The sequence below is a fragment of the Microvirga sp. GN3 genome (assembly GCF_055792825.1).
In genome coordinates this window covers 23,889-49,989 of the sequence record NZ_JBVVAK010000062.1, presented here as the reverse complement: position 1 = coordinate 49,989, position 26,101 = coordinate 23,889, and the positions used below count along the sequence as shown (strand labels likewise).

At 58.1% G+C, this 26,101-nt stretch carries 26 protein-coding genes and 2 pseudogenes; 13 read left to right on the top strand and 15 right to left on the bottom strand.

The window, feature by feature from the left end:
- Nucleotides 1-217: 217 nt before the first annotated feature.
- Nucleotides 218-589, bottom strand: coding sequence for an SPW repeat protein (locus tag ACS5Q1_RS25825; RefSeq protein WP_473100859.1), 372 nt, complete (start codon nt 587-589; stop codon nt 218-220).
- 552 nt (nt 590-1,141) lie between these two features.
- Here ACS5Q1_RS25825 and ACS5Q1_RS25820 point away from each other — a divergent pair.
- Nucleotides 1,142-2,245, top strand: a complete 1,104-nt coding sequence (locus ACS5Q1_RS25820; protein ID WP_473100858.1) for an alpha/beta hydrolase — start codon at nt 1,142-1,144, stop codon at nt 2,243-2,245.
- Between the two features lie 123 nt (nt 2,246-2,368).
- Nucleotides 2,369-2,929: a DUF2585 family protein gene (locus ACS5Q1_RS25815; RefSeq protein ID WP_473100857.1), complete on the top strand. Its 561-nt coding sequence runs from the start codon at nt 2,369-2,371 to the stop codon at nt 2,927-2,929.
- A gap of 123 nt (nt 2,930-3,052) precedes the next feature.
- Here ACS5Q1_RS25815 and ACS5Q1_RS25810 read toward each other — a convergent pair whose 3' ends face one another.
- Entirely contained in the window at nt 3,053-3,412 is a 360-nt protein-coding gene (locus tag ACS5Q1_RS25810) for a hypothetical protein (protein WP_473100856.1), read from the bottom strand.
- A gap of 167 nt (nt 3,413-3,579) precedes the next feature.
- Nucleotides 3,580-3,906, bottom strand: a complete 327-nt coding sequence (locus ACS5Q1_RS25805; protein WP_473100855.1) for a cyclic nucleotide-binding domain-containing protein — start codon at nt 3,904-3,906, stop codon at nt 3,580-3,582.
- Between the two features lie 333 nt (nt 3,907-4,239).
- On the opposite strand from ACS5Q1_RS25805, the gene ACS5Q1_RS25800 reads away from it, so the two are divergent.
- The 4 genes and pseudogenes from ACS5Q1_RS25800 (at nt 4,240) to ACS5Q1_RS25785 (ending at nt 7,764) form a co-directional block, all read left to right on the top strand.
- Nucleotides 4,240-4,695 (top strand): pseudoazurin, encoded by a 456-nt coding sequence (locus ACS5Q1_RS25800; RefSeq protein WP_473100854.1) that lies wholly within the window; start codon nt 4,240-4,242, stop codon nt 4,693-4,695.
- A gap of 20 nt (nt 4,696-4,715) precedes the next feature.
- Nucleotides 4,716-6,221, top strand: coding sequence for a cytochrome c oxidase accessory protein CcoG (ccoG, locus tag ACS5Q1_RS25795; RefSeq protein ID WP_473100853.1), 1,506 nt, complete (start codon nt 4,716-4,718; stop codon nt 6,219-6,221).
- Nucleotides 6,221-7,401 (top strand): annotated as a pseudogene (locus tag ACS5Q1_RS25790) (NnrS family protein). The gene ccoG and the pseudogene ACS5Q1_RS25790 overlap by 1 nt, the downstream one beginning before the upstream one ends.
- Nucleotides 7,402-7,500: 99 nt before the next feature.
- Nucleotides 7,501-7,764 carry a DUF6894 family protein gene (locus ACS5Q1_RS25785; RefSeq protein ID WP_473100852.1) on the top strand — a complete coding sequence of 88 codons (264 nt, stop codon included), beginning with the start codon at nt 7,501-7,503 and terminating at the stop codon, nt 7,762-7,764.
- 259 nt (nt 7,765-8,023) lie between these two features.
- Here the strand turns inward: ACS5Q1_RS25785 and ACS5Q1_RS25780 are convergent, their stop codons facing one another.
- Complete coding sequence (locus ACS5Q1_RS25780) at nt 8,024-8,323, bottom strand: PilZ domain-containing protein (RefSeq protein WP_473100851.1); 300 nt, start codon at nt 8,321-8,323, stop codon at nt 8,024-8,026.
- A gap of 103 nt (nt 8,324-8,426) precedes the next feature.
- Complete coding sequence (locus ACS5Q1_RS25775) at nt 8,427-9,089, bottom strand: response regulator transcription factor (RefSeq protein WP_473100850.1); 663 nt, start codon at nt 9,087-9,089, stop codon at nt 8,427-8,429.
- 773 nt (nt 9,090-9,862) lie between these two features.
- Here ACS5Q1_RS25775 and ACS5Q1_RS25770 point away from each other — a divergent pair.
- From ACS5Q1_RS25770 to ACS5Q1_RS25755, 4 genes and pseudogenes are all read left to right on the top strand, one after another.
- The gene (locus ACS5Q1_RS25770; RefSeq protein ID WP_473100849.1) at nt 9,863-10,561 is read left to right on the top strand and encodes a LuxR C-terminal-related transcriptional regulator; all 699 of its coding nucleotides are present in this window, start codon (nt 9,863-9,865) and stop codon (nt 10,559-10,561) included.
- Between the two features lie 256 nt (nt 10,562-10,817).
- On the top strand, nt 10,818-13,220 hold the full coding sequence (locus tag ACS5Q1_RS25765; protein WP_473100848.1) for an ATP-binding protein: 2,403 nt from the start codon (nt 10,818-10,820) through the stop codon (nt 13,218-13,220).
- Nucleotides 13,221-13,317: 97 nt separating this feature from the next.
- Nucleotides 13,318-13,533, top strand: a pseudogene (locus tag ACS5Q1_RS25760) (TadE/TadG family type IV pilus assembly protein); the annotation flags it as partial.
- A gap of 39 nt (nt 13,534-13,572) precedes the next feature.
- Complete coding sequence (locus ACS5Q1_RS25755) at nt 13,573-14,682, top strand: pilus assembly protein TadG-related protein (RefSeq protein ID WP_473100860.1); 1,110 nt, start codon at nt 13,573-13,575, stop codon at nt 14,680-14,682.
- A 125-nt stretch (nt 14,683-14,807) separates the two neighbouring features.
- Here ACS5Q1_RS25755 and ACS5Q1_RS25750 read toward each other — a convergent pair whose 3' ends face one another.
- From ACS5Q1_RS25750 to ACS5Q1_RS25740, 3 genes are read right to left on the bottom strand one after another with little or no spacing between them, the layout of a single operon-like run.
- The gene (locus ACS5Q1_RS25750; RefSeq protein ID WP_473100847.1) at nt 14,808-15,779 is read right to left on the bottom strand and encodes a type II secretion system F family protein; all 972 of its coding nucleotides are present in this window, start codon (nt 15,777-15,779) and stop codon (nt 14,808-14,810) included.
- 8 nt (nt 15,780-15,787) lie between these two features.
- The gene (locus ACS5Q1_RS25745) at nt 15,788-16,780 is read right to left on the bottom strand and encodes a type II secretion system F family protein (protein WP_473100846.1); all 993 of its coding nucleotides are present in this window, start codon (nt 16,778-16,780) and stop codon (nt 15,788-15,790) included.
- A 25-nt stretch (nt 16,781-16,805) separates the two neighbouring features.
- Nucleotides 16,806-18,269 carry a CpaF family protein gene (locus tag ACS5Q1_RS25740; RefSeq protein WP_473100845.1) on the bottom strand — a complete coding sequence of 488 codons (1,464 nt, stop codon included), beginning with the start codon at nt 18,267-18,269 and terminating at the stop codon, nt 16,806-16,808.
- A 209-nt stretch (nt 18,270-18,478) separates the two neighbouring features.
- Here ACS5Q1_RS25740 and ACS5Q1_RS25735 point away from each other — a divergent pair, with 209 nt between their 5' ends.
- A complete protein-coding gene (locus ACS5Q1_RS25735; protein WP_473100844.1) occupies nt 18,479-18,946 on the top strand; it encodes a pilus assembly protein N-terminal domain-containing protein in 468 nt (155 codons plus the stop codon).
- Nucleotides 18,947-18,979: 33 nt separating this feature from the next.
- Here ACS5Q1_RS25735 and ACS5Q1_RS25730 read toward each other — a convergent pair whose 3' ends face one another.
- The 7 genes from ACS5Q1_RS25730 to ACS5Q1_RS25700 form a co-directional block, all read right to left on the bottom strand.
- Complete coding sequence (locus ACS5Q1_RS25730) at nt 18,980-19,417, bottom strand: TadE/TadG family type IV pilus assembly protein (RefSeq protein WP_473100843.1); 438 nt, start codon at nt 19,415-19,417, stop codon at nt 18,980-18,982.
- Nucleotides 19,414-19,917, bottom strand: coding sequence for a TadE/TadG family type IV pilus assembly protein (locus ACS5Q1_RS25725; RefSeq protein ID WP_473100842.1), 504 nt, complete (start codon nt 19,915-19,917; stop codon nt 19,414-19,416). The genes ACS5Q1_RS25730 and ACS5Q1_RS25725 overlap by 4 nt, the downstream gene beginning before the upstream one ends.
- A 30-nt stretch (nt 19,918-19,947) precedes the next feature.
- Entirely contained in the window at nt 19,948-20,982 is a 1,035-nt protein-coding gene (locus ACS5Q1_RS25720) for a CpaE/TadZ family protein (protein ID WP_473100841.1), read from the bottom strand.
- Between the two features lie 322 nt (nt 20,983-21,304).
- A complete protein-coding gene (cpaB, locus tag ACS5Q1_RS25715) occupies nt 21,305-22,066 on the bottom strand; it encodes a Flp pilus assembly protein CpaB (protein WP_473100840.1) in 762 nt (253 codons plus the stop codon).
- A gap of 62 nt (nt 22,067-22,128) precedes the next feature.
- Nucleotides 22,129-22,644: an A24 family peptidase gene (locus ACS5Q1_RS25710; protein ID WP_473100839.1), complete on the bottom strand. Its 516-nt coding sequence runs from the start codon at nt 22,642-22,644 to the stop codon at nt 22,129-22,131.
- 84 nt (nt 22,645-22,728) lie between these two features.
- Nucleotides 22,729-22,944: a Flp family type IVb pilin gene (locus tag ACS5Q1_RS25705; protein ID WP_473100838.1), complete on the bottom strand. Its 216-nt coding sequence runs from the start codon at nt 22,942-22,944 to the stop codon at nt 22,729-22,731.
- 250 nt (nt 22,945-23,194) lie between these two features.
- A complete protein-coding gene (locus ACS5Q1_RS25700; protein WP_473100837.1) occupies nt 23,195-23,707 on the bottom strand; it encodes a tetratricopeptide repeat protein in 513 nt (170 codons plus the stop codon).
- A gap of 307 nt (nt 23,708-24,014) precedes the next feature.
- On the opposite strand from ACS5Q1_RS25700, the gene ACS5Q1_RS25695 reads away from it, so the two are divergent.
- Together ACS5Q1_RS25695 and ACS5Q1_RS25690 are read left to right on the top strand one after the other, a co-directional pair.
- Complete coding sequence (locus ACS5Q1_RS25695; RefSeq protein WP_473100836.1) at nt 24,015-25,505, top strand: type II and III secretion system protein family protein; 1,491 nt, start codon at nt 24,015-24,017, stop codon at nt 25,503-25,505.
- Between the two features lie 31 nt (nt 25,506-25,536).
- A complete protein-coding gene (locus ACS5Q1_RS25690) occupies nt 25,537-25,791 on the top strand; it encodes a hypothetical protein (protein WP_203439728.1) in 255 nt (84 codons plus the stop codon).
- Nucleotides 25,792-26,101: the final 310 nt, after the last annotated feature.

Here is a 26,101-nt window from a genome sequence, read left to right as displayed (position 1 = left end):
ACAAGGACATCCTCGATCATTGCTGTGACGCGTGGAACAGGCTCACCGAGCAGCCCTGGACGATTATGTCCATCGGCTTGCGCGACTGGGCACACGGGTTCTGATCACCAGGACGTGGTATTAGACATGCGGTAATCCTGGATCGTGGCCGGAGCATTCGAGGGACAGTCGCGGAAGCCAATCCGCGTCCGCCCCCAGGGCGTTTGGCTCTTTGACATTATCTCGCGGGGGTGGACTTGGTGCTCGAAGGCACCTGCATCCTGCGACTGGTCAGAAGCTGCATGGTGGCGATCGTCACGATGCAAAGCCCAATCAGGACGTGCGCCCACATCGGCGTCTGCACCGATCCGAAACCAAGAAGGAATGGAGCGATCACTGTCCAGCAGCCCAGGATGATGTTGGACCATTCGGCCCAATCCCCATAGCGGTAGAGCGCGGCAGCGGAGCAGCACCCGATCAGCGTGCCGACGATCCCGGCATTCCAAGCGGCGGCAGGTAGCTCGGCGAGCATGAATCCTGCGCAGGCCAAACCTATGCCGAGAAGCAGGTTAGTCCACTCCAACCCCTTACTTGGTCCTTCATTTCTCATCTTGATCTTCTTATCTAGTCCGATACCGGACCACCTCTCCCCATCTGGGCCAGGGTGGCGGGTGTGAGAAGAATGCGGCAGTGCGGCACACCCGCCTATTCTACGCAGGCACCTGTTGGGCTATGCGAAGGCCTAGGGTGGCTAGACGCAGTGGTGGAGATGGGTATCCGAGCGCTAGGGGCGTACCCTGCTTTGGCATAGGAGAAACCGCCTTTTCGGTAGATAGCCGATCGCTGTCCGATATGGATAGATGATTATCAGAACGACGAAGCGCATGAGCGGCAGCCACTCCGATGCAATTGGGCACGGCGCAAGGAATTCCAAATGCCCCGCAATATTAATGGTGCACCCTAGTTGGCGTCGAACGAGGAACGTGCCTGTTTCTGGGCATCACGCGCTAGCGAACTCCATTCGCTCTTTACCCTCAGCAACACGTTCCGCGCCGAGTTGAAGTTCAACAATCGATGACCATGCGATTGGCTTGGGGTATTCCATCTGAAATGCCATTGGGAGGACCGGTAGTTGGTTTCCTACGGAGCACGGACGAGGCATGTGACTGAAGCCTGGCCAGCCTCCGCGGTTTGCCGGGTCCTGGTCGCCACGCTCGTCGTTGCGCTCGGCGCGTGTGTCGGACGGCCTGGTCCCGAAGTCCTGCAGCCTGCAGGAGCGGAGCGTGGTGACAGGAACGTTACCATCTTTGTCGCGACACTGCGAACGCCAGAGCCCGGATCGGGAACTGCATTCACCAGCGGTCACTCGCAGACACTTCGCTTCGCCCGGTACGTGATCTCGATCCCACCGACACATCGAACTGATGTGATCGAGTGGCCAAGTGACCCGCCTGATCGGGCCAATGATTTCGTCACCGTCGAAGCGGCACGTCTGTCGGAGGCCGAGTTCCGAGCCGTCATTGCCCGCGCAGAGGGCGACGGACGGTCCATTCGGCTTTTCGTTCACGGATACAATAACAGCTTTCAGGAAACAGTTTATCGGCTCGCCCAGATCACCGCGGATGCCCACGATAACCGGGTCGCAGTGCTGTTCGCCTGGCCGTCCAAGGGAAGGACACTTAGCTATAGTGCAGACAGAGCGGCGGCCGCAGCATCGACCGACGGCCTTGCGAGGACCATCGAAATCCTGGCTGCGCGGCCGCGGGTGCGGGTCGTGGTGCTTGCTCACAGCATGGGAGGATGGCTCACGATGGAGACGCTGGCCAAAATGAGCCGCGAGCGTCGTCGAGCGGTGTTCGACAGGTTTTCGAACGTCGTGTTGGCTGCTCCTGATATCGACGTCGTCGACATGGTTCGCCAGTTCGAGATCATCGGTCGACTTCCTCGTCCGCTCACGCTGCTGGTTTCGAGCGATGACAGCGCTTTGAACCTGTCTCGCATCATCACCGGTGGCCGGCGTGTCGGCGCCGACGATGTCCACGATCCGTGGGTTCAAGCTGCGGCTAAGCGATACGGCGCCCGCGTTGTCGACATCTCGGAGCTGACGACGTCCGACAGCTTCAAGCACGCGCGCTTCACCGCGATGGTAGCGCTCTACTCAAAATTTCAGGCGCAAATCGAAGACCCGTTGGGGAAGCGCTACGCTGGACCCGGCGTATTCGTGTTCAAGGCCGCTACCTCGACGTTAGAGCCGGTCGACCGATAAGCGGCCAATCCGATCAGCACACTTGAAGTTGGGTGAGGCAAGATGACTTCGTTGCAAGGAACAGAGAATGCATGCACTCCCACCCCCGCGCCCGGGGTGGACCAGCCTGCTGGGGCGCGGACCATGCTCTATGTCGGTCTTGCCCTGTGCCTGATCGCGCTGACAGTTGCCGTCCTACTCGCCATGGGCCGAACGGCGTTCTGCACCTGCGGAACGATCGAGCTCTGGCACGGGATGGTCAAGGATTCGGGCAATTCCCAGCACCTGACGGACTGGTACACCCCGTCCCACATCATCCACGGCTTCCTGTTCTATGGCGGCGCGTGGCTCGTCGGCCTCGCGCGAGGGCGGCCGCTGCCGCTGGATGTGGCGTTCCTGCTGGCTCTCGGCGTCGAATGCGCGTGGGAGGTCGCTGAGAACACGAACACCGTCATTGACCGCTACCGTGCGACGAATATCGCTCTCAACTATTATGGCGACAGCGTTATCAACTCGGTCACGGATGTCGGCGCCATGATCGTCGGATTCTGGTTTGCCCGGATCTGGCCTGTCTCGCTGACGGTGGTGGTCGCTCTGCTCATGGAGTTGATCGTCGGATACTGGATCCGGGATAACTTCATCCTCAATGTCATCATGCTGATCTGTCCCATTGAGGTCCTCAACCAGTGGCAAGCGGGGAGTTAGCGTGACGGGCCTAGTGAGGATTTCTCGCAGCTTTGTTTCGTCTAGCTGGAGATCTTGTGCAACCAACCGGTTATCAAACTGACCCACACTTCTTCATGCTCTCAAGCGGACAGCCGAGCAGGCCTAATCGCGTTTTCTCAGCTCGGCCAAAGCAGCAATCAAGCCGGATCGGCACTTCTCGCGCATGAGCGCCACAACATTGCTGGCGCTCTTCCCTCCAATTCTGTCGGTCAGGAAGCGTTTTAGACTGCCCTCTCTGGCACGGCATCGATCAAGCGCTTGCTCCGCTAGCCGCTCTTCCGTCTGACGCGTTTGGAGCTGCCCCCTGATAAAGGACGCGGCGCAAGCCTGCCATTGATCGTTCAGAACGCTCGCCTCTTCATAGACGATGAGAGGGTCAAACTCGTCAGCCTCGACAGAGGGACCAGCAATCAACAAGGTGACCAGGCATCCGGCAGCCAATGCGTTACGCCAGCCATTCATGCGAAAGATCTGACGCTTCTTAAGGATGCTCCGAAGATCAGAGGTTCGCCCATCGCCCGCAATAGGGATGTTCCCGAGCATGCTAAATCCCTAACACCTTGCGGGCGATGGGCGAACCTCTGCCCGCAATAGGGATGTTCCCGAGCATGCTAAATCCCTAACACCTGTCACGTGATGAGAGCGACACTGTCGACCACGGCAAGTGCCGTTGCCGGATAGGTCGCCCGCCCCATGGCCACAGCGATGCCAAAGATCTCGCCCGGCGTTACGAAGCGGACAACGACCTGTTGTCCGTCGGGCGTGACTTTCATGACCCGCAGGTGACCGTGAAGCAGGATGAAGAAGGAGCTGGCCTCCTCGTCCTGCTGGAAGACGCTCGAACCCTTTGGATAACGGATCGATTGCGCTTCCCGGAGAATCTCGCGGAGCGCATCCGTCTCTACTCCTGCGAAGATCGGGAGGTTGGCCACGAGTGACTTGTCCAGTTTCGACATTCTGCGAGTCCCATCTCCCACACAGGTGTCACGTCGATGGCTGCCCCCGGCGAGGAAGAATGTCGTGCCCTTCCGCCGCGCAAGGTTGTAGGGATCAACCCCGGACCATCATCGGACTTTCTCTCCAGTATCCTCTACAGGAACAACCGATTGCGGGAATTGATGTACCTCAAATGACATAGCCTTCCCGTGGCACTGATCCGGCAATGTCGAACCTTCCGAGGAAGAACGTCCGCGAGTTTGCGGCAGATCAAACAAGGCGCGACCGACGGGGATTATGACTTCTCCTCAAGAGTCGGTCCGGCTCGCAGGTATCACATCAGGAGAACAATCATGCGGAAGGTTATCGTGCTCGGCGCCCTCGTGGCAGCTCTCGGCTTCGCCGGCGCCGCCGGCGCCGCCGAGGTCGAGGTGAAGATGCTCAACAAGGGCACCGAGGGTGTCATGGTGTTCGAGCCGGCCTTCGTGAAGATTAACCCAGGCGACACGGTGAAGTTCGTTGCGGCCGATAAGGGCCACAACGTCGAAAGCATCGAGACGATGCTGCCGGAGGGTGGCAAGGCCTTCGTCGGAAAGATAAACGAAGAACTCGCGATCACCTTCGACAAGGCCGGTGTGTATGGCTACAAGTGCAAGCCGCACTATGGCATGGGCATGGTCGGCATGGTCGTCGTCGGCGAGCCGACGAATGCGGATCAGGCGAAGGCCGCCACCCACCCCGGTAAGGCCAAGCAGGCCTTCAGCAACCTCTTCGATAAGCTCGCTGCAACGAAGACCGCCGCGAAGTAACGGCGTGTCTGGAGAAGCCCTTGCGCCGCCGCGGAATGGTCACTGCGGCGGCGCCAAAATTCTCATTTTCATCGTGCCCGATGGCCACTCTCGACATTAGTTTCAAGCCCGAGCGGGCTCACCTGCGTACTCCGAAGCGCGGCACCATCACGGAACGGGTCGTTCCACAATCCGTCTCCGGCCGCTACCGACGCCTGAAGTGGATCGCGCTGATCGTCTGCTTGGCCGTCTACTATGCCTTGCCGTTCATTCGATGGGCCCGTGGCCCCGGTCAGCCTGACCAAGCAGTGCTTCTCGATCTGGAGCGTGGACGCCTCTACATTTTCTTCATCAAGATCTGGCCTCAGGAGGTCTACTACCTCACGGGCCTGCTAGTGTTGGCGACGCTGGTTCTCATCTGGCTCAATGCCGTCGCGGGGCGGATCTGGTGCGGCTACTTCTGCCCACAGACTGTCTGGACCGATCTCTTTCTGCTCGTCGAGCGTTGGGTCGAAGGCGACCGCAGGGAGCGGCTGAAGAAGAAAGGGGCACCGCTCACGTTAAGGCGCACTCTTGAGATAACACTCAAGCATGCGGTCTGGCTTCTGATTGCCATGCTGACCGGAGGAGCCTTCGTCCTCTATTTCATCGATGCGCCGACGCTTCTGGTCGACCTTGCAACAGGGCGCGCCTCCGCGATCGCCTATGCCTGGGTCGGCATACTGACCTGCACCACCTACACCTTGGCCGGCTTCGCGCGTGAGCAGGTCTGCACCTGGATGTGCCCCTGGCCGCGACTCCAGGGCGCGATCTGGGATCCCGAGGCGCTGACGGTCAACTATCGAGATCACAGGGGCGAACCCCGTGCCTCTGCCAAGAAGGCTCTTGAACTGAGGGCGAAAGGTGAGCCGGCGGGAGATTGCGTGGACTGCATGCAGTGCGTGAACGTCTGCCCGATCGGCATCGACATTCGAGAGGGCCCTAACTTCACCTGCATCAACTGCGGCCTGTGCGTCGATGCCTGCGACGGGGTGATGGTGAAGCTCGATCGCCCGCGCGGTCTTATCGACTACGAGGCTTGGACCAATATCGAGCGTGAGCGCAGGAACGAGTCTGTCCGACGGCGTGTGATCCGACCGAAGACCGTGTGTCTTGGGTTGTCCATCGTGGCGCTCGCCGGCGTCATGGGGGTGAGTTTGTCGATGCGGAGCGACACCAAGATCACTGTAATCCATGACCGAAACCCGATTGCCGTAAAGCTGTCGGACGGTCGTATCCGGAACGGCTACGCGGTGAGGCTTTACAACAAGGCGGATGTGGAACGCTCGTTTGACCTGACGGTATCCGGGCTGCGCGATGCATCCGTGGAGGTGGTCGGCGAGGACGGACCGGTGAGTGCGGCCTCCGATGCGACCCGTGAGTTGCGGGTGCTCGTCACGACCGCCGAGGTCGACAGGCAATCCATCACCTTCACGGCAATAGATGTCGAGACAAGACGCGCCGTGACAGCCCAGGACGTATTCATTCCAGCTGAAGGAGGTCGATGATGGCCCCGATCCCACGTCTGCGCGACTATACCGGACCCGCGCTCCTCTCCTACGGCTTTCGGCCGTTTTTTCTCCTCGGCTCCCTCTATGCTGGCCTCGCGATCTTGGCATGGCTGCCGATGTTCTATGGAGAGCTGGAGCTGTCGACCACCTTCGCACCACGCGACTGGCACATCCACGAGATGCTCTATGGGTATCTTCCGGCCGTGATCACGGGTTTCCTGCTGACAGCGGTTCCGAATTGGACCGGGCGCATGCCGCTTCAGGGACGGCCACTGCTCATTCTCGTGCTCGTCTGGGTGGCCGGGCGTGTCGCTGTCACCACCTCGGTCTGGATTGGCTGGGAGGCAGCGGCCGTTATCGACAATGCATTCCTACTGCTCGTCGCGGCCGCAATAGCCCGCGAGATCATCAAGGGAAAAAACTGGCGCAACCTCAAAGTTCTGATCGCACTCGGCATTCTCACGGTCGGCAACATCGCCTTCCACGCCGAGGCTCATCTTCTAGGGGCCGTGGATTACGGTCCCCGTCTCGGAATCGCAGCCACCATGATGCTCATCATGCTGGTCGGGGGCGCATCATCCCGAGCTTCACGCGCAACTGGCTCTCGCGGGAGAATCCTGGCCGTCTGCCAGCGCCGTTCGGACGGTTTGATTCGATCTCCATGATTGCAGCCGGCGTAGCTCTCCTGGCGTGGATCATCGTGCCGGAGGGGAGCGTGACCGGAGCGGCGCTGATCGCCGCAGGGCTGCTCCAGGCAGTGCGGATGGCGCGCTGGGGCGGAGAGCGGACATGGCGAGACCGGCTCGTTCTCATCCTCCATGTCGCTTACTTATTCGTGCCGCTCGGTTTCCTTCTGACGGGACTGGCTTCCTTAAGGCTTCTCCCGATTGCGGCCGGGATCCATGCCTGGACCGGGGGAGCCATGGGCGTAATGACGTTGGCCGTGATGTCCCGGGCAAGCCTGGGGCACACGGGCCGAGCGCTTGTCGCGTCTGCGCCTATGCAGGTGCTCTGCCTCGTGCTCGTCGTCAGCGCGCTCGCACGGGTTTGCGCGGCCATCCACCCTAGCTGGGGCGATACGCTGCTGCATGTCGCCGGAGGCGCATGGGCGGCCGCTTTCGTCGGCTTCGGGGTGATCTACTGGAACATCTTTACCCGCCCGCGCGTGACGTCGTGAAGCGGGCAGCGGGCAATGGGCTGGTCCGCGTCGCGCCGGTTTCGGTTGGACTGAGGCTTGTCCTGCTTTGGACGTTGTTTATGTCGGAAGGGATAGAACATGCAGTATCGTCGTTGTCTTCCACGATACCGGATTTGGATCCGCTGCTACTTCCATCTCGTGAGCGGTCACAATGTGATCGCCGACGATACCGGGGTTGACGTGGCCAACCTTCAAACTGCAGAAGCTGAAGCCCGCAAGGCCATCCAAGAGCTTCGCCGGGAGGGCGAAGAAGCTGACGAGATATGGGACGATTGGCAGCTTAACGTCGCCGATGCCGCGGGTCGCGTGTTGTTGTCCCTCCCGCTGAAGGCAGTACTCTAGTCACTCTGGATCGTTGCACCCCGTACCCACCACTTCGCTCTTGCCACTCATCTGTACCGCCTCAATGCTGTGGCGGAATGGAGAATCGCGGCGGGGATCATCGTTTGAGCCAGTTGAGCGGCCGAGTTGCCCTCAAAGCACCCGATGTCAGTTAATGTGACATCGCTTATGAGCCTTCGTTAACAACGCTCCCCGGCCATCATTGAACCGTGTCAGGTACAGTATCGCATAAGCAAGTCAGCAGCTCAGTAGTTGAGTACTATTCGATGACTGTATCGCTGCTATTCCTTGGAGCGACTGCTCCCGCGGTGAATGCGATACCGTGAGTGGTTCCGCGGCTCCACACCAAGTGCGCCGAAACTTGTACATCTCGGGTTGGGATTAATAATTCGAATTCTAGCGGAAGATTGAAAACTCCATCAAAAGAAACGGCCGCTCCTGCGTCTGAGAGGTCTTTCACAATACAGTCAAGGACCGAAGAGTTGTTGTTGAAGACAAGCTGTCCCTTCAGAAAGGTACGCCGGCGTCTGCTTGAACGACGCTCATTTCCGTCACTCATCAATCCCTCCAAATGTTGATCACAGTTTTGCGCAGGGATTGAAGCAATGACAAGTCACGGTTGTGGGGTGTCAACAACTTCTCCGAATACATTCTTCTCATCATTAATTTAGAAGAAGCTGTGAGCCTGCGGCCGCGACCGCGGCCCGTGATCTAGCCCCGAAGGCGCGGAACAGTGCTGCTATATGGATCTTGATCGTGCCTTCACTAAGCTTCAGAGCCCGTGCGATTTCCTTATTCGATTTGCCATGCATCAAAAGCCCAAGAACCTCTCTCTGGCGTGTCGGGAGACGGATGACCTGGTGCTTTCCCGCCGAGGTCTCATTTAGCGCTTCCTGCTCATCCGAAGGAGACGGGATCGCCGTGACCGACGATGGGATGTAGATTATCTCGTCCATGATCAGTTTCAGCGCCGCCGTCAGATCCGCGGGGCTGATGGTCTTCAGCACAAAACCGTGAACGCCAGCCTCAAGTGCTGCCAGAATGTCCTGTCTCTTGTCCGACGTCGATATGATTGCCAGCCGGAGAGCTGGGAAACGCTGACGCAATGCGGTTAAACAAGCAGGACTCTTGAGGCCGGGGAGGGTGCGTTCAAGTACCGCCATGGATATACTCGGTTCTTCTGAGAGATGTTTGACTGCCTCATCGAGAGAGGTTGCTTGTACGACTTTAGAGAATTCTAGCTGATCTGTGAGAATGCTCTGCATGGCTAGTCGGAAATACTCATTTCCATCAGCAATTATTGCTGTTCTGCTAACCTTACTCATTCGCCACCCCTTGTCAGACCTGCAAAGGCTGAGTTGTCGGGTAATGAGCCCTTACAAGGCGCATAGAGGATCAATGATGGTGCCGGATGGCTCCCCAAATAAAGCTTCTTGTTAACCTTGGAACCAGCGTAATCAAACCATCGCCAGACCATCCATCGTCCTACCCTTCGGGGTAAATCATAAGATTCAGCGGCTAAAATTTGCAATGAAATCTCACACTCTCTTAAGGAGTAGTCCCGGACCGGAGACCGATATCGGTTCTTGTTGCCGCAGCGCTGAGGATTTTTCGATGGCGTGGATGATTGTATCTCCGTGTGAGGAGTAGATCGATTGTTCCCTCGACCTGAACCCATATTCGGTCGCCGCAATGCGTCCAAGCCAGAGCGAGCGCGGGTCGGAGGGTGTCGACGGTGTCCGAGCAAGTTGCGGTCGCTTATGAAGGCAGACCCCCAATCTGGGAAAAGCCACTAGGGTTTCTTTGGTAATACCAAGCAAACGATGCGATCGCAGGAATACTAACCTAATGGTGCTGCAGATAAGCAGAGCAGCTTAACCATGTAAAAACTAAGTAGATTTACATATAGGCGACAGTTTGGTGCTATAGTATAGGAATATGCGGTTGGGCCGTTTGCCGGGTTTTGCTGTGTTCGATCGGGATCGGTATGGTATTTTCATATTGAGGTCGATGGGGCACGATCGAACCAGAATAATGCCAAGAATGGAGTGAAGTTCTTCGGTTAACGGTCGGACGATTTCTTTGTGGGGGCAGAGTTATGAGTTCGTCGGGGCGCGTCGGTCTGGTGGCGGATGATGATGCGTATTTCCGCATGGCAGTTGGGACAATTCTTAACCGCCAGTTCGGATTTGCAGATGTTGTCGAGGCGGCGTCGCTCGATGAGGCGCTGGACTGCTTGAGCGAAAACGCCAGCATTTCGACCGCTTTGTTTGACCTCTCCATGCCAGGAATGCGAACCCCTGCAAATCTGCGGGCGGTTCGAGAGTGTTTTCCTGATACCCGAATTGCCGTAATCTCGGGCTCAAGTTCGCGTAGGGACATCCTTTTGGCTCTCGAAGCAGGCGTCCATGGCTATATGCCCAAGAGTTTGAGCATCAAAGACCTGGCAGGGGCCCTTAAGACCGTTTTTGATGGCGGAATATATGTTCCCGCATCACTGGCCGATATTTCGTCCGTGCCAGTGCAGCCGATGGTCCAAGAGCCCTCCGAGACTGCGCTCCCTGATGACTCGAAAGCTGTTCCACCACTGACACCACGTCAGCAGGACGTGCTCGATCTTTTGATCCGAGGCAAGAGCAACAAGGAGATTGCGCTGGCCCTCGGCCTTGGAGAGGGCACCGTCAAGATCCACATGGCAGCCATCTTCCGCTACTTCGGTGTGAATAACCGCGCCGCAGCCGCTGTTGCAGGTGCGCGCCCTTATCCGAACCGCAAGCGCAATTTGCTCGGCGGCTGATAGTCGCAAGCGTTCCTGACCCCAGAGGATCACCATGCGAGCACGGTTGCGGCTTCGGTGGCTCGATCGGAACAGTCTCCTGTGGCGCTTTCTTCTGATCGGTATCGCCGCTCTCGCGCCTTTGAGCGCGGCCCTGGTCCAATTTGCCAGCAATGAGCGCAGGGTGGCTGTTACCGCGACCCGAGAGCGGACCGAACTTCTGGCGTCGTACGCACTGGATCGACAGAATCAGGTCGTTGACGAGGCTCGGGCCGCCTTGCGCTTTCTGAGCCACTCATCCGAGGTGCGCTCCTTGGGGGCAGAATGTGAGCAATTCCTGCAGCGCTATATTTCGCTGCATCACTGGATGAACTCGTTACGTCTGTCAAACCCGGACGGAAGCGAAGCTTGCAGTGCTCGGAGTACGGCGAGCACCTTCAATCCGGCTGGGCGGGAGTTCTTCGTCAAAGCCCTGCACGAGCGGCGATTCGTCCTCAGTGACTTGGCTGCCGATCAAGAGACAGGTGCTCTCCAGATGACAGCTGCAGCACCCGTGTTGGACGGCAATCAGACTGTCGGAATCCTGTCTGTTGGAATGACAGTAGACATTCTTGGGAACCACCATCCGGTTCCGCTCGGCTCGGTCCCTGAAACCACGGTACTTGTTGTAGATCGCAAAGGATATCTGATTGCGCATCAGCCTCCGAACCTGGATCTCGTAGGGGCTTATATCGGCGATAAGCCATTGATTCAGAAGGCTCTTGAGTCCTCCCAAGAGGATGCAGAGGTTCCGGATCTGTCGGGCATTTCGCGATACTTCGTCTTTCGCTCCCTGCCTGAGACCGATGCTGTCTTGGCTGTTGGCCTGAACCAGGCCTCCGTCGTCGGAGCTATTGATGAAACGCTGCGTTATCGGGTTGTCCTGATCACTCTCATCATCGGTGGATCCCTCCTGCTTGCGATGCTCGGGGTTGAATGGCTCATCCTTAAACCATTGCGGATGCTCGCGCGAACAGCCGAGGCTCTTGAGTATGGCGATATTGGCGGCCGCTCCCCCCACAGGGGGGTTGGTGAAGTCCGGCTTCTTGAGCGTGCGCTCAACCGCATGGCAAAAGCTGTCGCGGATCGCGAGCGTGATCTGATGGCGGCCAAGGATATTGCAGAAAAAGCTTTGAGCCAAGCCAACAGCGCTAGCATGGCCAAAACGAACTTTCTCGCATCCATGAGCCATGAGATCCGAACGCCTCTGAATGGCATTATCGGCTATACTGAGCAACTGCTCAGCGAACCGCTGAACCCGAAGCAGCGGCGATATACCGACCTCATTCAAGTCTCTGCTTCGGCCCTGCTCACAGTGGCGAATGACATTCTGGATTTCTCGAGCATAGAGACTGACCAGATCAAGCTGCAGCTTGAGCCGTTCCCACTGGTTGCGCTGGTGGACAATACGGTGTCCATCGTGAGCAGCGGCGCTGGTAAAGAGGGAGTTCCAATCAAAGTTGACCTGGATCCGCGAATTCCCAGGTTGCTCATAGGTGATGAGGCGAGACTTCGCCAGGTCCTGCTCAACTTGCTGAACAACGCCGTCAAGTTCACGCGCGAGGGGCATATTACAGCAGTTGCACGACATCTAGGCAGTACCGATCGCGGAGAGCGAATCCGCATTGCTGTTGTTGATACTGGGATCGGGATTGCACCAGAGCAGCACGAACGCCTTTTCAAGCGGTTTTCTCAAGTGGATCCATCCGTCCGGCGAGAATTTGGAGGAACAGGGCTGGGCTTGGCCATCAGCAAGCGTTTGGTGGAACTAATGGAGGGCGAGATCGGGGTTGAAAGCCAACTCGGGAAAGGTTCAACCTTCTGGATTGAACTCGTACTGCCGAGCACCACGTCGATACCGTTGGAGCGGTATGAGGGCGAGATGCCTGTCGCTGTGGCTCCCGCTCGCGTACTCGTCGCGGAGGATATCGAGATCAATCAGGATCTCATGAGGATCCTTCTTGAGGACGCAGGTCACCGGGTGGATCTTGTTTCAAGCGGCGATGAGGCGATCGCCGCCGTTCAAGCGAGAGCCTACGATTTGATCCTTATGGACATCCAGATGCCCGGCATGGATGGCATTACGGCAACCAGGATCATCCGCGACCTCGATCACCCCTATAGCCGGACCTTTATCGCCGCTATGACGGCCAATGTCCTGCCGCAGCAGGTCAGGAGCTTCCTGGAAGCCGGTTTCGATGATCATATCGGTAAGCCCATCAGACGGGATCAACTCATTCGCAAGCTGAGCGAGTGGCTGCCGCAGATCAGGGAAACTGGCCCAATAGCTGCGATGCAGCCCCAGACGGATGCCTTTGACGAAGGGAACTTCAAGGATTTCGTCGATATGATGGGTCAGGACCGCGTCGGGCTTTGGCTCACACGTCTGGAGGAACAGCTGATGAGCAGCTTCCTCAACGACATGGATTATGAGCCGAATTTTCGGCAGATCGCCGACAACTCCCATGCAATCACATCGCAAGCGGCCCTCCTGGGTTTCTCTCAGTTGGCGGAGCTCTGTACGAAGCTTGAGCAAGCCTGTCTCGCCGGCGAGGACGTGATGCCGCTGCTTGAGGCTGTCCGCTGCGAGGCGAGGAGGGCCTGTGAAACGATTGAATGGCTCAGCAAGGCCGTGGCCTGATGGCTGGCCTAGGCCATTCAGTTGAATGGAGCAGCGCGGCCAAATCAGACACCATATGGAGAAACCTCGGCAACCCTCCTGACAACACCTTGCACCGATGATGCTCGAAAAGAAATTTGTGAACCGTCTGTGCTCCTGGGCTGGCGACGTGAAGTCGGGCCTCGGTAGGCTGAAAGCCGACGACCGCGGGGCCGCCGCGGTGGTTATGGGACTTGTCTCGCCCATTCTGATCGGCGGGATGGCACTTGGTGCGGAGACAGGCTACTGGTACTATACGCAACGCAAGTTGCAGCACGCAGCCGATGTGGCAGCCCATGCTGCGGGCATACGCAAGCGCGTTGGCGACAGTCAGATGCGTCTTGAGACGGCAGCGCTGCAGGTTGCCACCATATCTGGCTTCGTTCCCGTCAAAGTCGCTGAAGGACAAACGCAAACCGTCACCAATTTCGCAGTCCACAATCCGCCGCAGAGCGGGGCCTATACGAAGCAGTCCACAGCAGTTGAGGTCAGTCTCTACGAAACACATCCGCGGATGCTCTCATCGATCTTCTCTGACGACCCGATCCGCATTGCGGCTCGCGCCGTCGCCAAGCTGGAAGGCGGATCGCCAGCCTGCGTCCTGGCGCTATCCGAGACCAAACAGAAGGCGATTGAAGTCTCCGGCAGTTCCTCGGCAACTCTGAAGGACTGTAGTGTTGCAGCGAACTCTGTCCAGCCCGATGCCTACTACATGCCCAACTCAACGGCCTATCTGTCCGCCGATTGTATCAGCACGGTTGGAGAGGCTGCCATCAAGAACCCCAGTCCGGATCTTCTCGATTTGAAGGTCTGCACCAGCGTCCAGGAGAATGCACCGAAGACGCTGGATCCCTACGCTGACGTCTTGGAGCCGAACTTGAGCACAGCTCCGGCGTGCGAAGCGAAAAACAAGTTCGACGGTCCGGTGACAATTGCTCCGGCGACCGGAAACATCATGCGATTCTGTAACGGTTTGACGCTCAAGGGGGCAATCACATTCAAAGAAGATGTGCTCTACATTATCGATGGAGGGGAACTCAAGATCACCGGGGGGGAGCTCCACGGAGATAGAGTCACGTTCTTCTTTGCCAATGACGCGACAGCCGATCTCGCGGGACGACCTCTCCTTGATCTCTCTGCACCTTCGACCGGTCCCTATGCTGGTCTCCTGTTCTTCAGCTCCCGGTGCGATCTGTCCCCAACCACCTGCGGCGAGGTGTTCAAGATCACAGGGAATGTCGGCTCGACAGTTCAAGGGGCTCTTTATCTGCCAGGCTCGGCGGTCGAGTTTCTTGGAAACTCCGAGTCGACGAACGATTGCCTGCAAGTGATAGCCGACAAGGTGACCTTTACTGGTAGCTCGACTATCAAAATGGGTTCAGCATGCAGTGCGGCAGGAACGCGGGATATTGTGATGGGACAAGTTGTCAAGCTGGTCGAGTAGCTGCTTGATGCCCTTTTTCTTGGCTTGCGCTTCATTTGGGTGCGGACAAACCACGATTCAATCGCCCCGACCGTGGACCTTCGTTCGTTTCGAACTGGGCGCGAGCAGACAGCGGTATTTGGGCTTTACTTTACGCCCATGATCTGAATGACGGCAGGCGTGATGATGATAGCGAAGAGGACCGGCAGGAAAAACATGATCATTGGCACGGTCAACTTGGGAGGCAAAGCGGCCGCTTTCTTCTCTGCGTCGCTCATGCGCATATCTCTATTCTCTTGAGCCAGCACACGGAGGGAATGGCTCAAGGGGGTGCCGTACTTCTCAGCTTGGATCAAGCTTGTAACGACACCTTTTACTCCATCTAGGCCGGTCCTCTCCGCCAAATTCTCATAAGCCTTGCGACGGTCCTGCAGATAAGACAGTTCTGCGGTCGTCAGGCTCAGTTCCTCGGCCAGCTCTGGGCATTGTGTGCCGATTTCCTCGGCAACCTTGCGCAGGGCGCTCTCAATGCTCATGCCGCATTCGACGCAGATCAACAGAAGATCGAGCGCATTCGGCCAAGAACGGCGAATAGCTTCCTGGCGTTTGGCAATTCTGTTCTTCAGATAAACCCATGGAGCATAATAGCCGATCCATGCGACAGCCACGGTGATACCGAGCTTAATGAAGAGCGGCTGCTGAAGGCGCAGAATCACGAATACGTAGACGGTCGCGAGAAGAAACATCCCCAAAGGCATTAGAGCTCGTGTGGCCAGAAATGTGACGACCGGCCCTTGTCCGCGGTAGCCAGCGAGGCGAAGCTTCCGAACCAATTCTCCATCTTCGAGCTGCTCTTTGAGATTGAATCGGTCAACAATTTCCTTGAAGAACTTCCTTGGCTCTTGTCTCAAGGAAAGTTGCCCTTTGGCATGGTTGAGTCTTGCCCGCTCGCGCAAGCGGATGCGCTCCCGTTCACTCGCAACCTGCGCCATACGAGCGCTGAGCTGATCTCGGGAGAAATAGGGCCAGGATACTACGAGCACCGAAGCGGCGACGGAGATTCCGGCAGAGACCATCAAGAGCAGGTCATGGTTCATTGAGAGGAGACCAAGATCCATTTCGCGTCTCAGAAGTCGAAGTTGATCATTTTGCGCATGACAAGGATGCCGATCATCATCCAGAAGGCGGATATACCCAGAACGATATTGCCGATGAGGGTTGAGAACAGCAGGCCGATATAGGCGGGTGCGGTAAGATAGATGGCGCCAGCGACGACAAAGGGCAGGGCACCGATGATCCCAGCCGATGTCTTGGCTTCCGAACTAACGGCCTTAATCTTTGCCTTCATCTTCTTCCGCTCTCGCAGAACTTTAGAGAGGTTGCCAAGTGCCTCCGAGAGGCTTCCACCGGTGCGGCTTTGGAGGGAAATAACAATGGAAAAGAAGCTGGCCTCCGACAGCGGCACACGCTGCGGCAGGCGCTGCACAGCCTGTTCCATGGGCAGTCCCATAGTCTGGTCTTCCAGAATGAGCTTGAATTCGCCTCGCACTGGCTCTTGAGCCTCCTGTGAAATGATTCTCAGGCAGTCACCGAGCGGTAGACCGGCCTTGACGCCACGCACGATAACATCGACTGCATTCGGGAATTCTGACGAGAAGGTCGCGAACCGGCGACTGCGTCGAAAGCTCACGTAGAGGTGGGGCAGTAGGAGGCCGCCGGCGAGCGCAAAGCCCAGGGCAGGTAGGATCCCCAGCCCCGACAGAGCAAGGGTAAGCAAGAGACACAAAGCTCCGGCTCCGACACTCAGGGCACAGTAAGTTCTGCTACTCCAGCTGAGACCGGCTTGGCGTATGCGTCCAAGAAGCGTTGGCTTTGCCGCCTTCTGGGCTTTTTGTGCGTCTTCGATCTCGCGCAGGGTGCTCTCAATGCTCTTCTTGCGCGAGTTGAACGACTGACTGGAGACCTCTCGTGGGTTCCCAAGAGCTACAATCGTCGCGAGGCGTTTGCGGCTCTCCGAGCGCCGCTCGATGTAAGAGTAGAAGAGGGAAATGATGATCCCGCCGGCGCAGAAGGTCGCCAACAAAGCGATCACGAGGGGGGTAAATTCCGGGGCCAGCATCCTTCACCACACTTCAGGAGAGAGCCTATTTGTTGGATGCCTCAGCCGCGTCGAGTGCTGTGGCGAGACGCTTCTCTTCTCCATAGTACCGCGCCCGGTCCCAGAACCGGGGCCGCCCGATGCCTGTGGAGCGATGCCGGCCCAGGATGTTGCCCTGTGCATCCTCGCCAAGAATATCGTAGAGAAAGAGATCCTGCGTGATGATCACATCTCCTTCGAGCCCGAGAACCTCGGTGATATGCGTGATGCGCCGTGAGCCGTCACGCAAACGTGCCGCTTGGATAATCACATCGACAGACGACACGATCATTTCCCGAATTGTCCTTGACGGAAGACTGAATCCACCCATCGTGATCATCGACTCCACGCGGGAGATGGCTTCTCTCGGTGAGTTTGCATGCAGTGTTCCCATGGAGCCGTCATGGCCGGTGTTCATGGCCTGCAGCAGGTCAAAGGCCTCAGGGCCACGCACTTCTCCGACGATGATACGCTCAGGACGCATACGCAGACAGTTCTTGACCAGATCGCGCATGGTAATCTGTCCTTCTCCCTCGATGTTCGGTGGGCGGGTCTCCAGCCGCACGACGTGCGGCTGCTGCAATTGAAGTTCGGCAGCGTCCTCGCAGGTCACTACACGCTCCCCAGGTTCGATATAGCGGGTCAGGCAATTCAGAAGCGTCGTCTTTCCGGAGCCCGTACCGCCCGACACAATGACGTTGCAGCGGACGCGGCCAATGATCTCGAGCACCGTAGCGCCCTCAGGCGAGATGGTGCCGAAATTCACGAGTTGGTTGAGCGTAAGCTTGTCCTTCTTGAACTTGCGGATCGTGAGCGTCGGACCATCAATGGCCAGGGGAGGGGCGATGACATTGACACGGGATCCGTCCGAGAGGCGAGCGTCGCAGATCGGACTTGATTCATCCACCCGCCGGCCGACTTGGCTGACAATCCGCTGACAGATGTGCAGGAGTTGAGCGTTGTCGCGAAACTGAATGTCCGTCTTCTGAACCTTGCCCGCCACTTCAATATAGACGGTGTCCGCTCCGTTAACCATAATGTCGGCAATATCATCTCGGGCCAGCAGAGGTTCAAGCGGGCCATAACCGAGAACATCGTTGCAGATGTCCTGGAGGAGGTCATCTTGCTCAACAATGGACAACACGAACTTCTTGGCAGTCACGATGTCCCGGACAATGTCCCCGATGGCTTCCCTGGCCTGGTCGATATCCAACTTGCCGAGCTGAGCAACATCGATAGCCTCGACGAGAGCGGCGAACACTTGAGCCTTGAGGGAGTAGTACTCTTCAGTTTTGCGCGATGCCGATGGGCGGAGGCTATATGCTGTTTCGGCGTTGGGAGCCGCAGTGTTGGATGGAGCCTGCAGGATTCTGGTGTTGGTCTTGTGAGAGGATATCTCAGCCTGGGGAACGACCAGAGGTACAGGTGCCCGTGTCACGTGCTCGTCCTGCAGAACTCTCTTGCCAAACATCACTGAAGTCCTCGCTTGCCCTATCCTCCGCTCTGCCGGAAGGCGCGGCCGCCCGACACCGCAAGATGCTCATTAAAGCCCGTTGTAACCACCGGTCCATTCGGCCGCATGGCTTAGATGACGGGTGGGTTCCATCGGCTAAACGGTCTAATTGCCTGCTCGCCGGCAGACATGGTTTGAATAGGCTGGTGACTGAACGGGAGTTTCAGATGGTGAGTGCGTCTTGGAGGGCCGTTATCGCGACCGTTCTGGTTGCTGCCGGAACCGCCTCCACACAGGCGCGTGCCGACGAATTGGCCGGCCGCATCTCGGCGCCTCGGGAAGGATCAAGCTCGCTGGTCAGTCCGGTTGCCTCTAGCCTGCGTGTCGTGATCGATTTTGCCAAACTGCTGTCGTTTGGGCAGCCCGCCCGCACGATCATCATCGGAAACCCGGCCATTGTCGATGGGACACTGAACGACGAATATACCCTGATTCTGACGGGAAAATCCATTGGAACGACGAACATGATCGTTCTTGACGGAGAGGGGCAGGAGATCCTCAACACGGCCGTGAGCGTCGTCGGGAACGCGCGTCAGCTGACGACAGTTCACCAGGGTGCCGCGCAGCAGATTTATCTCTGCGACGGTTCGTGCAGGCCGCTCTCGGCGCCAGCGGCCCCGACAACCAGCAAATGAACATCTAGCTTGTACCTGACTGAGGCAGATTTCTCAGGTGATCTTCGGAATACGTCGTGTGACGCCGAGGGTGAATTGTTTATCAAGCAGGTCCGGGATCAATGGCTTGAACAACATCCGTGCCGAGAGCACCTTGAAGTCGAGGCCACTCGGAACATCGACAAAGGTAATCTCGACGGTTGGGTGCACGTCACTCAAGGTCCCTGAACCTGATGCTGCTCCGGATGTCACGAACTCAGCGAGAACCTCGTCGGTCAATTGCTGGTCGGTGGCCTCGGGATGAGTTATGCCGATGCGGACTGCGCGATCCACTGCAAAAGACATCCTGTTGTAGAGATAAAGCCCTCTGCCAAATTCGATGATGCCGAGGATGAGGAGGAGCATAGGCAGCGCAATAAGCGCGAACTCGGCAGCGGTCGATCCGCTCTCGCAGTTGGACAAGCGCAGGAATGGACCTGATGTCCTGGTCAACGGACCTCCACCTCGAGAGTTGGACTGAACCTGAGATTCGGAATGAGCATGCCTGTATAGGTGCTGGAGCCGGAAAGAGAGTAGAAGGCCAAGGTGGCCGGAGCCGTTCCCGTGCAAATGGTCGAACAGAGCACCTTAGCGCCCTGGTTGCTCGGACAGACGCAGTAGCGCTCAATCGTGAACGTCAAAGGCGGTTTGCCTCCGCTTGGTGTAGAGCTGCCGATCGCGAACGTATCCCCTGCAACGGTCTCGAGAACCGTCTGAACTGTGCTGGCCCCCGGATCCATCATGGCGCTCTGGGCCCCGGCACGCAGGACGTGGTCGATCGTCATACGCTGGTGGGCGGCAAGGCCGATGTCAGCTGTCATTACGAAGCCGATCACAAAGAGCGGAACGATCAATGCAAACTCAATCGCCGACAGTCCACACTCATTCTCCATCAGGGCCGCAAGTCTGGCCCTGGATCGATCGAGTCTGCTGCTCTTCTGCGCGCTCATCATGTGGTCCAAAAGCCTCCGCTGCTTATCGCGCTACATCGTCTTTACCTTGCCGATCAAAGAACTTAATCCGAGCAATCTCTTCCTTGAGCGATTCAATCCGTGCCGACCGGAGAGAGCGTCAGTAATGTTCGCAAACGCCTTGGTGGCCGCGCTCTTTCCGGAGGTTTCTGCAACCACCTTCCCCTTGTTCGCGGCATTGCCGAACAGGCTCGCGTCGAATGCAATGCAAGCAAGCGGCTCGATCTGCAGTGACTTGGCGAACTCCTTTGGCGAAATTTCCGGCCGCTTCGGCATTCCCACCTGGTTGAGGACGAGCTTCGGCGGTGGGTCGTGAGGGCGCGCTTGTTTTAGAACATGGATCAGGTTCTTGGCATTGCGCAGATTGGCGAGGTCCGGGGAGGCCGTGATGACAATGTCATCGGCTGAGACAAGCACGTTCTTGGTCCATGAGGTCCACTGGTGAGGCACGTCCAGAACCATGAACGGCACGTTCGCTTGCGCGACCTCGAGCAGAGGCCCCATGACATTTGAAGGCAGATCATAAGGCCTCTCAAGATGCGCAGGAGCGGCCAACAAACTCATATGATCATCATATTTCAGCAGCAGACGGTCGAGAAGGACCTCGTCGAGCCGGCCTGTATCTTGAATGGCGTCGGCAATGCCCTGATCAACGTCAAGATTGAAGTTGAGAGCCGCCGTCCCGAAGGGCAGGTCCATATCCGCCAGAACAACATCGCAGCTGAGTTGGTGCGCGATCGTCCAAGCAACGTTATGGGCTATCGTGGACGAGCCGACCCCGCCCTTCGCGCCGATGAAGGCATAGCTTCTTCCGAGCTTGCTCGAACTCTGCTCTTCGAAAGTTCTTGAAATGGAGGCAATGAAATCAACAGGGGAAACTGGGGCCAATAGGTAGTCGCTGACCCCTCGCTTGAGAAGTTCACGGTAAAAGGCGATGTCGTTCGTGTAGCCAATCGCCAGCACGCGCGTGCCGGCATCGCAGACCTGCGCAAGTTGATCCAAGTGCGCCAGAAAGGCGTCACCCGCGGAGCCGCTCTCGACGACCACGAGGTTGGGTGTCGGCGTCTGCTGATACTGCTTGATGGCGGCAGTGATACCCCCCATACGGCAGCTGACACGGGCACGATGCATCAGCCGGTCTTTCGCGGCACTTTCCAGGGTCGCGGCAATATCCGGAGTGTCGCAGAAGGCTTGAATGGCGATTCTCGGAATCTTGAGCGCCGGGCGAGGAGTGCCGGACACGTGAGCGCCGGTCTCCGCATGGAAAGCATGTTGATCCCGGCTATCGGTGTCCGCAATCTGCCGTGAGGAACCGTCGGCCAATTCGAGGGTCAAGTCCGTCATCGACAAGTCTCCGCTCACCAATCCTTCAGAACTTCACGATTTCGCTCTGTCCGGCGCGCAGGAAGCGTACGGACACATTGCTCGGGCGCTGAAGCATCGGCTCTTCCGAATTGTCGGAGGACGAGCGTAGCGCCAAAGAGAGAATGCCCGCAGCCTGCCCTGCTGCGATCGCCTCGGCCTGATCAGGGCTGAGCTCCAGGGTTGCCGTCTTGCCGACCACCGCTTGGCCTTTGGTTTCGTCAACCTTCTGATCGACGGCGAGCACCCGAATGTTGGTGAGAAGAGTGCGGCTCAGATTTTCGGTTTGCCCCTGACCAGGGCGTGCAACGGTCTGGATCACGTCAACCCTGTCATTGGGAAGGATGAAGCCGCCGGCCGTGCTTTCCACGGAAATCCTGATCGCGACCGCGCGCCTGCCTGGCGACAGCATGGCTGCGAGCAGATTTGAGCCACGGGACAGCTTGTCCTCCCGGATCGGTTCGCCGGAGACGAAGTGGCTTCGCACCATCAGGCCCGACATCTTTTTGACTGCTTCGGGCTGCGCGGTCCGGGTTACAAAACCCGGGCTGACGGCGCCGAGGGGCCAGGACTGCCAGCGAACGACCTTTTCCTCCAGTGTCCTCCCTTGCTCCAGGTCGGCGGCTGCGACCAGGACCTCTGTCATCGGTTGAGGAGGAGAGGGTGTCTCGATTGTGGTAACGGCGACGCCAGGCTGCATCGATAGAGCGAGCCAGCCCGCGAGGCTACCCGCACTGATGGCAACGATCAGAATGAAGACACGCAGCATGGTTCAAAGCCTCGTCTGTGGTTGGACGCCGATGGCCCGTCATGATCTGGCCGAGCGCCGGTCTATGACAGAGCCTTCAGCCAGGACGTCCCTGGAAAAATCAGCAGCGCCGCCGCTGCAATTGCGACGCCGTAGGGCACGCCCGAATCGCGGGCGTGCAGCCGAGTAATCCATGGGATCTGGCGAAACCCTGCCGGCAGCGCGATCGCACGGAACTGAAGCAGCAGAAGCGTCAGCACACTTCCGGCGACGGCCATATATAAGGCGAAGGGCAAGGCCCGATCCGCCCCGAGCCACAGCACGACGACAGCGGCCAGTTTGGCATCGCCGCCACCGATCCAGCCGAGGCCAAAGAAGATGAACATCCCGGCCAGGACGGCCAGAGCGGCGGCGGCATTGAGTCCGATCTCGACCGCTCCGAAACCTGCAAGGGGAGCGAAAGCGGCATAGGCACCGAGAAGAAACAGAACAAGTTCATTCCGGATCTTCATCGTCGTCAGATCCATGGCACCGGCCCAGAGCAGCGCGGACACGAAGCACAAGCTAGCCGCCAGCGCGGACAGGGCGGAAACTGTCATTAGCTTTCTCGCCGGTAAAGAGATGCACAACTCTGGAGAGGGCAGAGCAGAGGAAGCAGGGCTCCTCTGCGTCCTTGCATCCCATTACGGGGTGGCGGGTGGGGTCGTGCCGGCCGAGGTGACCTGACCAGCGGTTGTGGTCAGCCGAGTGCCAAGGTTTGTAAAGGTTTGGGTCAGTCCGGTCCCGAACGTTGACAGGGCAGTAATAACCAATACTGCCATCAGGCCCGCGATGAGGCCGTACTCGATGGCGGTAGCGCCGGATTCATTCTTGATAAAGCGGGTCGCAAGGGACTTCATGGTATTCTCTCCTCGACTAGTCCATTGAACAGCTGCATCTCCGATACAGCCCCCACAAGCCCATACGGGTGTGTCGCCTTGATAAGAGAATGGGACGCAGGAACAGTCCATTCAGCCTGATGGCCTAGAGCCTTGAGCGGCCGTGCTTCAGCCAAATGGCCTATGAGCTTGGAGCAGGCCGGGAGGATGCCAATGTGCTGCCGAAGGGAACGCTCGGAGGGGATTACTTTCGAACCTGCGACGTGCAGTTCTACCGGGACTTTCTCAAGCCGTCACGCAGGAGTTCGAGGTTGTTGTTGACGGTGACGCTTGTTGGATCGATCTCGTAAGCTTTTAGAAAGTTTGCGCGGGCTTTGACCGGATCTCCCCGGAGCAAGAACGAATAGCCGACATTGTTGTAGTATTCCGCGCGATCGCCAATCAATCGGCCAGCCTCCCGATAGGCGCGGTCTGAGAGATCGAATCGACGAACACGATCGTAGGAGGCGGCAAGACCGAGCCAGGCCTCCGGATCATTGGGTGAAATCTCGACGGCGCGCTCGTAGTAGCGGGCCGCGTGGCCATAATTGCCCTCGGAAAACTGCAACTGAGCGACTTGGAGAACTTCTCCATCAGGGTAGGGATCGACCGAGTCCGGCAGAGCCAGTTCGGCCGCACCATTGCCGAAGGCCGAGAGAGTGCCACCGGTGCTATTGCAGGCTCCAAGCAAGGGAACGGCACAGACAAGCAGACCAATCGCGGCGGTCCGTCCAATCAATCTCATCGCCACTTGCCCCCACTTCACTTTGTTCCGGGTGACCCGGAATCTCGTTGATTCCCCACGAGGCCCATGCTTACTCGGCCACTTGCGGGCCTTGTACGCCGCAGAGATTGCCTCCAGATCCTCCGCCGCGCTTCGCCATCGCGAGGAGATTGGAAAACCTATTCTAGGTAAGTTAGTCGAACAGTCCTTTACGTGGCGTTAACTATGATGGTCTTTCATGTATTGACGTCTAGGTCAGCTGATCGAGGAAGTATTTCCTGGGGGTGACCTAGAGAACGCGAATACCGGTAGGGGCGGGCTCTTCAAGATGCGAGTGAACTATGGCCTTGCGCGCCTTCGTGCTGCGCTGAGCGGGATCGTGTTCACGATGGTTGCTGGAATGCTCGTCCTGCCGACCTTCTCCGCACAGGCGCAAGAAAAGCTGCTGCGATTCAACAAGGGGCGGGCCACCGGCGAGATCAACGTTGCCCAGGGACAGTTCCTGACCGCTACGACTGTATCCGATGTCGGGCGCGTCGTTGTCGGAAATCCTGATGTTGCGACTGCCGTTCCGCTCACCGGACGCTCGTTCTACGTCTTGGGAAAGACGGAAGGGCGTACCAATGTTGCCGTCTATGACGGGAGCGACCAACTGTTGGGCATCGTCAATGTGGAAGTCGGCGCAGATACGCCCGATCTTGCTATGGCGATCCAAGAGGCCATCCCCAAGGCAAATATCAAGGTCGAAACGGTCAATGGCCGACTTCGGCTGAGCGGCACGGTTCCTGACGCCATCATGTTACGCAAGGCGCTTGAGATTGCAGAACAGTATGGATCTGATGGAGTCATCAATGCTTTACGCGTCACAGGCGGCCAGCAGGTCTTGCTGGAGGTGCGCTTCATCGAGGCGAACCGGAATGCGGGCCGCGAACTCGGCGTCAGCTGGTCGGCCCGCCGTGCCAATGACAAGAGCGGACGCGGGGTCACGACAGGCGGCTTCCTCCCCAACTCGAACAGCGGAGTCATCAGCTTCAATCCGCTTCTTCCTAGTGGAAGCGTCCCATTTGGGACCGTTCTGGCGCAGGTTCTCGGAGGAGGCATCAGCGCGGATATTCTGGTCCAGGCGCTCGAGGACAAGGGTCTCGCCCGCCGCTTGGCGGAGCCCAATCTCATTGCGCTGTCCGGCGAGAAAGCAAGCTTCCTGGCCGGCGGTGAGGTTCCGATTCCGGTTGCCTCTGACGACAACAACATCACTGTGACTTACAAGGAATACGGCGTCCGCCTGAACTTCACCCCGGTGGTGCTCGATAACGGCTTGATCAATCTCAAGCTTGAGCCCGAAGTCAGTCAGGTCGACGAGTCGATCAGGGTGAGCACGGGAGCGATTTCGATTCCTGGCTTCATCACCCGGCGTGCCAGCACATCGATCGAGGTGCGAGACGGACAGAGCTTCGCCATGGCCGGGCTCCTGCAGAGCGTCCACACCAAGAATCGCGAGCAGATCCCCTGGCTCGGTCAGTTGCCGATTATCGGCACGCTTTTCAGTTCCTCCTCCTTTCAGGAGGAAGAGACCGACCTGGTGATCATCGTGACCCCGCATCTGGTGAGGCCTGCGAAGCCAGGCCAGCCGATACGCACGCCGCTTGACGGCGCCAAGCCCAGCAATGACCCGGAGTTCTTCCTTCTCGGTGCCATGGAGATCGACAGTGACACGCAGAAGCGATTCGCCGAGGGTGCCGGAGTGATCGGTCCCTATGGTCACATCGTCGAGCTCAAATCTGGGAAGCGAAATGTCAGCAGAAAAGTCGTCAAAAACTAGGCGTTGGATTCAGGCGTCAGCTGGCTTTCTGATGCTGTCGGTGCTTGGAGGATGTGTCGATTATCTGGAGCATCGCGATACGATCACCCTCCGGGCAGGCGATGCGCAGGCGTGGAACAAAACGGTTCATACAGCCGATCCCTGGCCGCCCTACGTCATGAACAATCATATCCCGGGTGATGGGCAGCGCACAGCTGCCGTTATCCAACGCTACAGCACAGGCGATGCCGGTTCTGTCGATGGATATGCAGCCGCCGGCGCGGCAGCGGCTCGCCCTACGAAGTGATGGCTCAAGAGGGAGCCTGATTCCATACTTGTCGGTGCACCCCAGCGCCAATGTTAAGGAATGCCCAAAAGGCGGTCATCCCGGTCAACGCCGCGGAAGGACGAGGACGAAGCGGCGGCGCTGATATCGAGGAGATCGCTCTCGATCTCCTCGTTGAAGGTCTCAGCTCATCCCAGAGGTCGGCAAGTGTGCTGAGGACGCTCTAGTCCTGAGAGCTGTTGCTCATGAGACCTTTGAAATGGCGGATTGTGACCATCCTGGAAACTGGCAAGACTTGGTGGCGACGAGCTAACCCCAGCAAATTCGCTCG